Annotated in this window: 8 protein-coding genes; all 8 read left to right on the top strand. The window is 64.4% G+C overall.

The window, feature by feature from the left end; all coding sequences use genetic code 11:
* Positions 1-73: 73 nt before the first annotated feature.
* The 8 genes from B4N44_RS01810 to B4N44_RS01775 all read left to right on the top strand — a co-directional run bounded on the left by B4N44_RS01810 (position 74) and on the right by B4N44_RS01775 (position 7,288).
* Entirely contained in the window at positions 74-466 is a 393-nt protein-coding gene (locus B4N44_RS01810; RefSeq protein WP_296696275.1) for a hypothetical protein, read from the top strand.
* A gap of 34 nt (positions 467-500) precedes the next feature.
* Positions 501-662: a hypothetical protein gene (locus B4N44_RS01805; RefSeq protein ID WP_296696274.1), complete on the top strand. Its 162-nt coding sequence runs from the start codon at positions 501-503 to the stop codon at positions 660-662.
* Between the two features lie 68 nt (positions 663-730).
* Positions 731-952, top strand: coding sequence for a hypothetical protein (locus B4N44_RS01800; RefSeq protein ID WP_296696272.1), 222 nt, complete (start codon positions 731-733; stop codon positions 950-952).
* Between the two features lie 297 nt (positions 953-1,249).
* Positions 1,250-2,398 (top strand): glycosyltransferase family 4 protein, encoded by a 1,149-nt coding sequence (locus B4N44_RS01795; protein ID WP_296696269.1) that lies wholly within the window; start codon positions 1,250-1,252, stop codon positions 2,396-2,398.
* A complete protein-coding gene (locus tag B4N44_RS01790; protein WP_296696266.1) occupies positions 2,395-3,405 on the top strand; it encodes a glycosyltransferase in 1,011 nt (336 codons plus the stop codon). Before B4N44_RS01795 ends, B4N44_RS01790 begins: the two co-directional genes overlap by 4 nt.
* A gap of 40 nt (positions 3,406-3,445) precedes the next feature.
* Entirely contained in the window at positions 3,446-4,060 is a 615-nt protein-coding gene (locus B4N44_RS01785) for an acyltransferase (protein WP_296696264.1), read from the top strand.
* Between the two features lie 30 nt (positions 4,061-4,090).
* Positions 4,091-5,467 (top strand): O-antigen ligase family protein, encoded by a 1,377-nt coding sequence (locus B4N44_RS01780; RefSeq protein WP_296696261.1) that lies wholly within the window; start codon positions 4,091-4,093, stop codon positions 5,465-5,467.
* Between the two features lie 189 nt (positions 5,468-5,656).
* A complete protein-coding gene (locus B4N44_RS01775) occupies positions 5,657-7,288 on the top strand; it encodes a lipopolysaccharide biosynthesis protein (RefSeq protein WP_296696259.1) in 1,632 nt (543 codons plus the stop codon).
* Positions 7,289-7,292: the final 4 nt, after the last annotated feature.

Genomic DNA, 7,292 nt, shown 5'->3' with positions numbered 1-7,292 from the left:
GCTGAGGCACGACGCTAATCACCTCTGCTTATACCCTATCGACGCTTCCCAACCTGCCCATAGGACTGCAACCATGACCTTCAGCCGCTTCCTGTCGACCGCGCCGGTGAAGATTGGTCTGACGCTCCTCGTTCTGGCCGGAGCCATCCACAGCACCTCGGTCCGCGCGGATATCGACGCGCTCCAGCCCGCTCCCGGGTTTAGCTACGAGACCGGGCGCTGGACCGAGGTGGACATTGCCCTGACGTCGAACAACGGCGCCCCCGCACTGCTGAGCATCTACAGCAAGGGGGAAAACGGTCTGCGGCTGCTGCAGAATGCCTTCACCGACGTGCAAGGCCGCTTCGTCGGCGAGCTGCAGCTGCCGGCCCACCTCGACGGGGTCGTGGTCGTCGTACGCACGGCTGATCGGCAGGACACCCTTGACCTCGTTGTCGGCGAAAACTTGATCGCCTACGCCGAATAACCCTGCTCACGGATAAATCAGGAGATTCAACGCCATGACGATCTTGACATCGATGAAACACTGGACCGGGCCGGCACTCGCCCTGCTGATTGCTGCAAACGCCTCGGGCGCCTCGCAAATCACCGTCGGCCAGCTCGCGTTCGAGCCCATCCCTCTCAAAGAGGCAGCCGGCGCAAGCTGGAGCGGGCTATTCTGACCTACGGCGACGAGGCCTACGAGGTCAAGGTAAACGGCTTGGGCATCGGCGGGGCGACCGCTGTTACGGTGACGGTAACTGGAGACGTCCACGGCCTGACCGATCTGATGGATCTTGAAGGCATCTATGTCACCGCACTGGCGGACCCTCGGGTAACGGATGTCAGCACCGACGATCTTTGGATCCAGAATGATCGGGGTGTGAGGATTCGCCTGCGCACGGACCATCCGGACGTCGCCATCGCGCCGGGCGCCGACGAGGTCAGCCTGCTGTTCGGATGGGGGCAGTAAGCCGTAAGTCCACCCGCCCGAGTCGGCCCGAATGTCCGGGTCGGCAACGGCCCCGCCCACGCCGGGGTACACGACCATCGTGTCTTGAAGACGCTTCCCGGAAGACCCGACCCCCTCCAAGCAACCCGCCCCGGGTCGGACTTCAGCCCGACAAGGGCGTGCGGTTCGCGTTCTGTTACTATTCGGAACGCGGATTCCAGCTGCCCCCATTCGCGCCGACAATCGGCAATGCTCGTCGAGTGCGAATCGACCGGCCTCGCGAGCTGACTCCGGTCGCGGATGATCGAGCGACGCCCGATGCCGGCCGCCCCGCTCGCACGGAGCCGTGCCTGTGTCGATCGAAATGCCGCAGACAACCCCAACCGAGATCCCGATCAGGGGAACGCGATGACGCCGCGGCTCTTGTACGTTCTGCACAGTGGCAACCTCTACGGCACGGAGCGCATGGCCCTCGCGACCTTGGAGGGTCTCGGGGCGGATGTCGATCCGCTGCTCTGCGCGCCGCCGGGTCCGGTCCTTGCGGAGTCGCAGCGACGCGGCGTGCCGAGTATCGCCTTCACGAGCCCGCGGGATCTCGCCCGCGTGCTGCGCCGCGAGCTCTCCGCACACCGAGAGGTCTCCTTTGCCGCAACGGCGGTCACTCATTCGATCCTCTTTGCTGCCCTGAATGCACGCTATCGGCGTCGTGGCGTGCACGTCCATATGGTGCATGGCGGCACCGACGAGCGCGATAGTTACGGGCGAAAGAAATGGCTCAACCATGCCGGGGTCCGCTTCGTCGCGGTCTCGGACTATGTGCGCGAGCGTCTTGTCGCCAACGGCGTGCGCGCTCACCGGATTACCGTCATCGAGAATTTTCTCGGCTCGGACGACATCGCCGCGCGCCCGCGGCGCCCGTCGTTCGCGATGCCCGGTGTTCGCCGTGCACTGGTCGTCTCCCGCGTCGATCCGATCAAACGGGTCGATCTCTTGTTGGATGCACTCGACGGCCATACCGGGCCGAACTCACTGGAGTTTCGAATCCTCGGAACCGGCTGGGATCTGGATGCCTTGCGCGAGCGGGCCCGCGCGACCCATTCGAACGTCACCTTCGCGGGTTTTTCCGACGACGTGCCCGGGGAGCTGGCCCGGAGCGATCTTCTGTTGCACCTCTGTCCGGTTGAGCCCTTCGGACTCGCGATCCTCGAGGCGATGGCCGCGGGGATCCCCGTCCTGGTCCCGGACAGCGGCGGTGCTGGATCCTTGGTCGAGGACGGGATCAGCGGCCTGCGCTTTCGCGCCGACGACGCCGATGACCTGGCACGCCGCCTCGCGACCTTGCAGACGGCGGACGCGGAGACGCTGAATCGTCTGGTCTCGGGCGGCGACCGGCAGCTGGCGACCCGTTTCTCCGCTGCGGCACGCATCGCTGATTATCGGCGGATTTTCAATGGAGTCGAGACATGAACCCGAACGGAACCAGCTGCGCACTCTCGGTCGTCGTCATCGGCCGCAACGAAGGATCGCGCCTCATGCGCTGTCTGCGTTCCGTGCAGGCGATTCGCGGGGTCCGCGGCAGGATCGAGATCATCTATGTGGACTCGGACTCCAAGGACGGCAGCGCCGAACGGGCCCGGGCGCTCGGGGCACAGGTCATCGTCGTGCATCCGCAACGCCCCTCCGCCGCGCTCGCTCGCAATGCCGGGTGGCACGCGGCACAGGCGCCGGTGATCCTCTTTCTCGACGGCGACACCATCCTGGATCCGGATTTCGCCGCACGGGCACTGCCGTTGCTGAAGGACCCGAACGTCGCCGTCGTCTGGGGGCACCGACGTGAGCTGCACCCGGAGGCGTCGATCTACAACCGTGCACTGGATCTGGATTGGATCTATCCACCGGGCCCGAGCGAGTTCTGCGGTGGCGATGCGCTCATGCGCCGCGCCGCCTTGGAAGAGGTGAACGGGTTCGACGAGCACCTGATCGCAGGCGAAGAGCCCGAGCTCTGTCAGCGGCTGCGCACGCTGGGTTACCGCATCGAGCATATCGACCAGCCGATGACCCTGCACGACCTGGCGATCACGCGCTGGGAGCAATATTGGCGTCGTGCCGAGCGGGCCGGTCACGCCTATGCGGAGGTCGCGTCGCGATTCCGGGACAGCGACTATCCGCTCTGGTCGGCAGAGGCTCGTCGCAATCAAATCCATGCGGCCATCCTGATCCTGGCCGCGCTGGGCGGGATCGTCCTCGCCGTCATGGAGGAGAGCCTCTGGCCGCTGCTCTTGCCGGTGGCCTTTTACCTGGGCCTGATCATGCGCACCGCGCGGCGGGTGGAGTGGAAGGATCCGAGCCTGCTCACCCGGCTGCTTTACGGTGTGCACTCGCACCTGCAGCAAATCCCGATTTTGATCGGCCAGTTGAGCTATTACCGCGATCGTCGCGCCGGACGCCGAAGACGCCTGATCGAGTACAAATAAAGCAAGTATCGACCCATCACGGCGCGTCGGAGGACAAGCGATGAACACAGGCATCAAAGGTCTCGCGGTTGCCGCGCTGACTCCCGTCGCCGGGCTGAGACGTCGGGTTCTGGCCCCCCTCGGACGCCTTTGGAGCCATGCGCGTCTGAGCGAGCGGATCACCTCCCCGCTGGATCCCTCGGTCGTCGTGCTCGGTGTCCCCGAGATCCACGGCACCGGCAACATCCGCTTGGGCCGCCATCTCTACCTGTACCCCGGCCTCTACCTCGAGACCCAAGGGGCCGGCGAGATCCGGATCGGCGACGAGGTGGTGATCTCGCGCGGGGTCCATCTGGTCGCCTTCGAGCGGATCCGTATCGGCGAGGGCAGCATGATCGGCGAATACAGCAGCATCCGCGATGCCAACCATCGTACCGGAACGGATCGGGCGTTGCGCTGGTCCGGACATGTGAGCCGTCCGATCGCCATCGGGCGACAGGTTTGGATCGGGCGTGGGGTCACCGTGCTGCCGGGAGTGACGATCGGAGACGGTGCCGTCATCGGCGCCAACGCCGTTGTGACCCGGGATATCCCGGTCGGTGCGGTCGCGGTCGGGATCCCGGCACGCGTCGTCAAATCGGCCTCGACGGACCGACCGGTCGCGGCGTCGAGGTAAGCCCCCTCCTCGCCCGAGCGAGCCGGCCCTGTGCTTGCGATCATCGCGCTGATTCCGGGCCTTCTGGCAGCCTGGATCGGACTGACCCGCGGACCCCACGCGGCATTCCTGATGGTCTATCTCCCGACCATGCTCCTGCTGCCGGAATACTATCGCTGGAACGCCCCGGGGCTGCCGGATCCGACCTTCGGTCAAGCCGCCGCGGTCGGAACAGCGGTCGCCTTCTTTGCACGCGGAATGCCCGGTTTCCGCTTTCACGCGATGGATCTCCTGGTCTACGGGTTCGCGCTCGCCGCGAGCATCTCCGAATACCGTGCATCGGGATACAGCGACGCCCAGAACCTCATGTTCAACATGCTCACCTGGGTGGTGCTGCCCTACATCTTCGCAAAAAGTCTGATCGAGCCCGCCGGAAATCGGGTTCGGTTCGCCAAGACCCTGGTGGTCTGTCTCTTCATCATCTCGGCGATCTCGGTCTACGAGTTTCGCTTCGGCACCACGCCTTGGAGGATGATCCTGGACCCCTTCTTTCCCGGTCAGGCGCGCTGGGTCACAACCTTTCGTTGGGGTTTCGCACGGGTCGCCGGCCCCTACGGTCATGCCATCCTGGCCGGGATCGTCTTGGTGATCGGCTACCGGATTCAACGCTGGCTGGAATGGAGCGGCGCTTGGGAGCCGAAACCCCGCTTCGCCCCTTGGTTGCCGATCAGTCAGGGCCGACTCATCACGCTCGGACTGCTCGCCGGCGTCATCATGACGATGGTGCGCGGACCCTGGATGGGGGCCATCCTGGCGGCGATGCTGGTGATGATCGGGCGCTCGCGCCAACGGGTCGCGGCGATCGGTGCCGTCATTGCGTTCCTAATCTTCGTCGGCGTACCCGGTGTGGTTTGGTTCCTCGACTATGTCTCGGTCGGGCGCGAGGGCGCGCAAACGGTCGCCCAGGAGTCGGCCGCCTACCGCTGGGAGCTCTTGACCGAATACTCCGAGATCGCCGCCGAGAAGCTCTGGTTCGGCTGGGGCCTGACCGCTTGGCCGAAGGTGCCGGGCATGCCCTCGATCGACAATTACTATCTGCTGCTGCTCTTGATGCACGGTCTGATCGCGCTGGCCTGCCTGCTCGCAATCATCCTGATCATGCTGGTGCGTCTGACCGCGCACGGGATGCGCCAACCACTGGCCGAGCCTCGGGGCAGCTCGCTGGCCTTTACGCTGGCGAGTCTCTACCTGGCGATCGCCTTCTCGATCGCCACCGTCTACCTCGGGCTGCAGACCGTCCCGCTCCTCTTCCTGATCACCGGCTGGGGCATCGCCTATCTGGATTCAGGCGTGGAAGGGATCGGCACGGAGACCGCCGCGCCGCCCGAGCCGACGCCGGCCCATCGGTTCAGCCGAGTCGTAACATGAGTCGCCTCTCGGTACCGTCGGCATCATGTATTCTCAAACCGCGTCCAGAGTGAAATGCGCCATTTTCATGTTGTATCGGGCGCCAGGATTTTTCCGACCTTTGCGGAGATGCAGTTTAAAAATGACTATTTTTAGACTCAGGGCAACCGACCCGGACCACCGAGGCCGTAGCACAGCGAGCCGACGACCATGACGGACAGCGTTGCACCCAAGGACAACACATCCACGGCTGCCCGTGGCGAGACGCTCGACGCGGGCGGTATGAACCGTCTGGTGAGCCGCAACATCTTCAGCTCGATCGGGGCTAAACTCCTCTATCTGGTCACCCGCTTCTTTCTCCCGCCGATCATCCTGGCCTATATCAGCCTGGAGGAGTACGGCATCTGGGCGATGTGCTTCATCCTCATCGGCTATTTGGGGATGAGCGCCTTCGGAGTCTCCAACGTCTACATCCGCTATGTGGCGCAGTATCACGCCCGGGGCGAGGAGCAGCGGATCGGCGATCTCCTCTCGACCGGGGTGACGCTGGTCAGTCTCATCGGTGTCGTGGCGCTCGGGCTTCTCTGGGTCGGGCTGCCGACCCTGATCGAGGCCCTCTCGGTCTCGGCCGAGCTTCAGGGCACCGCGTTCGTGCTCATCTTCGGCAGCGCGGCCATCTTTGTGCTCGAGCTCAGCTGGGGCGCCTTTGCCTATGTTCTCACCGGCCTGCAGCGCATCGTGCAGCAGAATCAGGTCTGGGTCGGGACCTTCCTGCTCGAGACCCTGCTGGTCGTGGTCTTTCTAGTCGCCGGGTTCGGTGTCTATGGTCTGCTGTATGCCTTCGCGATTCGCTATCTGGTGGCGATCAGCGTGAATGTCCGGCTCTGCTTCCTCAACCTGCCGGGCTTGAGGCTCTCGCTGCGACGCTTCAACCGGGCCGATCTCGCGCTCTTTTACCGCTACGGCGGGATCGTGCAGCTCTCGGGCTTTCTCGGCATGTTTCTGCGCTCGATCGAGAAGCTGATCGCCGGACTCTTCATCAACGTGCAGGCGACCGGACTCTTCGACGTCGCCCAGAAATTCCCGGTGATGGCGACCTCGATCCCCTCATCCATGAACGCCGTCTTCCTGCCGGCGACCTCCTACATGCACACGCAGGAGCGCCGCGGCGAGCTGCTCGCGCTCTATTTGAAGGGTGCGCGCTACATCAATCTGGTCACCGGCTTCATGATGGGCTTCATGGCCGCCTTTGCGGCGCCCCTCATGCTCGCCTGGCTGGGGCCGAATCCCGAACTCGCCTTGGCCCCGCTGATCCTGGCCTGCTTCACGCTGCCCTTCCAGCTCAACGTACTGACCGGTCCGGCCTCGAACATCTACCGCGGCATGGGGATTCCTGCACGCGAGCTGATCTACCCGCTGTCGCAGCTCGCGCTGGTGATCATCCTGGTCGGCGCCGGCTTCCTGGTCTTCGGCATCGACGTGGTGGTGATCACGGTGGCGGTCGCACTGGCCATGATCCTGAGTGCGCTGATCTACATGGCCTATACCAACCGTTTCCTGGAGCTGGATCAGGGCCGGTTCATTCGTGCTGCCTTGGTGCCGGGTCTCTGGCCCTACCTCACCGGATTCGCACTCTATCTGCTCGCTTCGCCCTGGATCGATGCGGTCGGCGACGATCGTTGGGGCAGTGTCCTGCTGGTCTTGATCGCAGGGGTCGCCTACTGTGCACTCCAAGCCGCCGTGCTGTGGCTCTTCCAGCTCGATGCGGGCGAAAAAGACTATGTCGCCGACAAGTTCAGGGGCTTGGCCGGACGCTTTGGCCGCGCTCGACGTCAACGTTAGGAGG

This window comes from Thiocapsa sp. UBA6158, assembly GCF_002423035.1.
Lineage (GTDB): Bacteria > Pseudomonadota > Gammaproteobacteria > Chromatiales > Chromatiaceae > Thiocapsa.
This window is presented reverse-complemented; position numbering and strand designations above follow the sequence as displayed.

Bases quoted from the DNA above. Each gene is read 5' to 3' on its own strand.
- B4N44_RS01810 (WP_296696275.1), top strand. From the start codon at position 74: ATGACCTTCAGCCGCTTCCTGTCGACCGCGCCGGTGAAGATTGGTCTG.
- B4N44_RS01785 (WP_296696264.1), top strand. From the start codon at position 3,446: ATGAACACAGGCATCAAAGGTCTCGCGGTTGCCGCGCTGACTCCCGTC.
- B4N44_RS01805 (WP_296696274.1), top strand. From the start codon at position 501: ATGACGATCTTGACATCGATGAAACACTGGACCGGGCCGGCACTCGCC.
- B4N44_RS01775 (WP_296696259.1), top strand. From the start codon at position 5,657: ATGACGGACAGCGTTGCACCCAAGGACAACACATCCACGGCTGCCCGT.
- B4N44_RS01795 (WP_296696269.1), top strand. From the start codon at position 1,250: ATGCCGGCCGCCCCGCTCGCACGGAGCCGTGCCTGTGTCGATCGAAAT.
- B4N44_RS01790 (WP_296696266.1), top strand. From the start codon at position 2,395: ATGAACCCGAACGGAACCAGCTGCGCACTCTCGGTCGTCGTCATCGGC.